At 61.0% G+C, this 2,654-nt stretch carries 3 protein-coding genes; all 3 read right to left on the bottom strand.

Annotated features, from left to right (window positions below; all coding sequences use genetic code 11):
* The coding region (gene hisS / locus VJ604_RS10250) for a histidine--tRNA ligase (protein WP_324082198.1) at window positions 1-705 on the bottom strand (705 nt) is incomplete at its 3' end.
* Between the two features lie 30 nt (window positions 706-735).
* Window positions 736-2,136 (bottom strand): GGDEF domain-containing response regulator, encoded by a 1,401-nt coding sequence (locus VJ604_RS10245; RefSeq protein ID WP_324082196.1) that lies wholly within the window; start codon window positions 2,134-2,136, stop codon window positions 736-738.
* A 75-nt stretch (window positions 2,137-2,211) separates the two neighbouring features.
* Window positions 2,212-2,654, bottom strand: a 443-nt coding sequence (locus VJ604_RS10240) for a ComEC/Rec2 family competence protein (RefSeq protein ID WP_414652413.1), incomplete at its 5' end; no start/stop codon positions are given.

Raw genomic sequence — 2,654 nt, 5'->3', positions numbered from 1 at the left:
GAAGTGGCCGGAGCAATCGTCACAGAGATACTGCAGCATGGAGGGAGCGCCCTTGGTGGCCTCCTGGCAGCCGGGGGACTTGCAGTCCAGGGCCCGCAGCGGGTTGGTCTCATAGCGCCTCTTGCAGTCGTCGCACAGCAGCTCGATCCTCTCCAGAAGGAAGCTCTTCAGCGCCTCGCGGTAGTTGGGGCGGCAGCAGGGACAGCCCAGCGAATTGATCTGCAGGGACGGCTCGGTGAGGCCCAGTTCCTGGAAGAAATGGGTCAGCATGGTGAGCACCTGGGCGTCCACGGTGGGAGAGGCGATGCCGGTCAGCTCGGCGCCGATCTGGTGGAACTGCCGGTAACGTCCCTTCTGCGGGCGCTCGTAGCGGAACATCGGCCCCATGTAGTACAGGCGCGCGATGGGATCCTGGGCGTACAGCTTGTGCTCGATGAAGGCGCGCATCACCGAGGCGGTCCCTTCCGGGCGCATGGTGACCTTGTTCTCTCCCTTGTCGGTGAAGGAGTACATCTCCTTCTCCACGATGTCGGTCGCGTCACCGATCGAACGGCAGAAGAGCTCGGTCTTCTCCAGGATCGGTATCCTGATCTCGGCAAGTCCGTACAGCTCGAAGACCCTGCGGGCGGTCGCCTCTATGTGCTGCCACTTCTCCACCTCTCCGGGGAGAATGTCGTTGAATCCTTTGATACCAGTGATGGCCACGTCTAATGCACTCCTTGATTCATTCTCTGTTTAGCGGTCCCCCACCCTGTTGTGCTCCACCAGCTTGCACTCGGCGTGGAAGGCGAGGTTCTTACCGTGCTCCTTGCCGCGGTACATCGCCTGATCGGCCAACTCCAGCAGTTCCGCCTTGGTGGTGGCGTCATCGGGGGAGGAGGCGTAGCCGAGGCTGACGGTCAGCTTGATGGCGAGTCCGTCGGCTACCGCGAAGGTATGGGACTGGATGGTGTTACGGATACGCTCGGCAACGATGGCGGCCCCATCGATGCCGGTCTCCACCAGCACGATGGTGTACTCGTCGCCGCCGTAGCGGATCACCGCGTCCACGTCGCGCACGCTCCTTTTCAAAACGGCCCCCACCTCTTTGAGGACGCGGCTGCCGATCAGGTGCCCGAACATGTCGTTCACCATCTTGAAGTTGTCTATGTCGAGGAACAGGACCGACAGGTACGAGGCGTAGCGCTCGGAGCGTTTGAGCTCGCGGTCCAGCACCACGTCCAGGTACCGGTAGTTGTAGAGGCCGGTCAACTCGTCGATGTAGAGAAGATCCTTGGCGAAGTTGTAACGCGCCGCATTATCGAGGGCCAGGGAGGCCTGATCCAGCAGGAAGGTGATGTGGTTACGGTTCACGTCCCTGGGAAGGTCCCGCTGTCCAGGGTCGTTGAGGAAGATGATGACCCCCTGCAGCGCGCTCTTATTCCGGACGTACAGACAGACCGCATCGTGCACGTCGCCACCGTAATCTTCGACGTCGGGCAGGAAATTGGTGAGCCTGATCATGTTGTTGGAACCGTCATCCAGCAGATCGCTCTCCGAGATCACTGCCTGCCCAAGAAGGGGGGCATACTCCTTCTCGACCCCCCTCACTTCGTGCATGATGAGCTGGCCGGACTCGCTGAAATAGCCAAGGGCCCGGTTGGAGCCGACGATCTTGGTGAGGGCGTCGATCAGCAAGGAATAGATGCGGTCGAGTTCGAGGGAATTGGCGATGGTCTGGCTGACCTGGAACAGGTTGACCAGGCTCTTCAGTTCCTGGTTCTCGTCCAGGAGCCTGCGCTGGTCCATGCAGTGCGATACTATGTGCCGGAACTCGTCGTGGTTGATCGGCTTGACAAGGTAGTCGGCAGCGCCATGCTTCAGCGCGTAAATGGCTGTTTCCACGTTGGCGTGACCGGTGACCATGATCACGCTGATGTCGGGGTCGTGCGTCTTGACCGCCGAGAGTATGTCCAATCCCGTCACGTCCTTCATCACCAGGTCGGTTACCACCAACTGGTACCCACGGCTCTGAATCATCCCCAGCGCTTCCTCGCCGGAGGCCGCAGTCTCCACGATGTACCCTTCATCCTTGAGAAGGTCGGTGTAGACCTCACGGAAGAAGCTGTCATCTTCAACGATAAGAATTCTTTCCATGAAGCGGAATCTCCTGGAACGAAGCGTCTGTTGGGGGCGAATATCAGCATAAATTAACAGATAGGGGGTCGGAGGTCAATTAAAATGGCCCCAAGGGGTACTGATCAGCAGGGAGCCGTCCCGGTCGCAGACGGCCTCCACGGTGCCATCGAGGTCGGTGCGGTAGACGCGGACGCCGTGCTTGCGCAGGCGGGCCAGGGTGGAAGGGGCCGGCAGGTGAAATGGGTTATGGTAGCCGGCCGAGATGACAGCGGCACGGGGAGAGACGGAGCTCAGGAACTGATCGCCCGAGCCGTAACGGGAGCCGTGATGGCCGACCTTCAACAGCGTGCTTCGCAGCGGCACCCCTCGCGCCAGCAGCCTCTGCTCCGACTCGCTCCCGAGGTCACCGGTGAACAGAACGGCAGCCTGCCCGTGGCGCAGGCGAAACACCATGGAAGTTTCGTTGGCATCGATCCCCGCCGAAGGTGCGGTGTTCTCCGGCCAGAGCGGCTCCACCACGGCACCTCCCGCTGCGA

The sequence above is a fragment of the Geomonas sp. genome (assembly GCF_035254065.1).
Classification (GTDB): domain Bacteria; phylum Desulfobacterota; class Desulfuromonadia; order Geobacterales; family Geobacteraceae; genus Geomonas.
The sequence above is the reverse complement of the archived record's forward strand: the minus strand, read 5'-3'. Positions and strand labels throughout refer to the sequence as shown.